At 69.3% G+C, this 414-nt stretch carries 1 protein-coding gene; it reads left to right on the top strand.

Annotated features, from left to right (window positions below):
* Positions 1 to 414 (top strand): thiamine pyrophosphate-dependent enzyme (locus AB4Z35_RS30825; RefSeq protein WP_442101274.1); only part of this gene is annotated, 414 nt, incomplete at both ends.

The raw sequence follows: 414 nt of genomic DNA, 5'->3' as shown, positions 1-414 counted from the left end.
AAGCTGGTGCATATCCATGCCGATAGCGGCGAGCTGGGCCGCGTCTACCAGTCGGCACTGCCGATCCATTCGGGCGTGGTGCCTGCGGCAGCCATGCTGGCCGCGCTGCCGGCGCCGGCTTCTATCGGATGGAAGGACTGGACCAGCGGCGCCCGGGCCGAGCACGAGGCCTTCGTCACGCCGCCCAAGCCCCATGCGGAACTGACGGGGGTGGATATGGCTGCCGCGATGTCGCACCTGAACGCGGTGCTGCCCGAAGACGCCATCCTCAGCAACGGCGCCGGCAATTACACGGTCTGGCTGCACCGCTTCTACGCGTACAAGCGTCCGCGCACGGAACTGGCGCCCACCTGCGGCGCGATGGGTTACGGCCTGCCGGCCGCGATTGCCGCGAAGCTGCGCGCGCCCGAGAAG

It is taken from the genome of Pseudomonas sp. KB_15 (assembly GCF_052114525.1).
Lineage (GTDB): Bacteria > Pseudomonadota > Gammaproteobacteria > Pseudomonadales > Pseudomonadaceae > Aquipseudomonas.
Note: the sequence above shows the minus strand (reverse complement) of the source record. Positions and strands in the feature narration are given on the sequence as shown.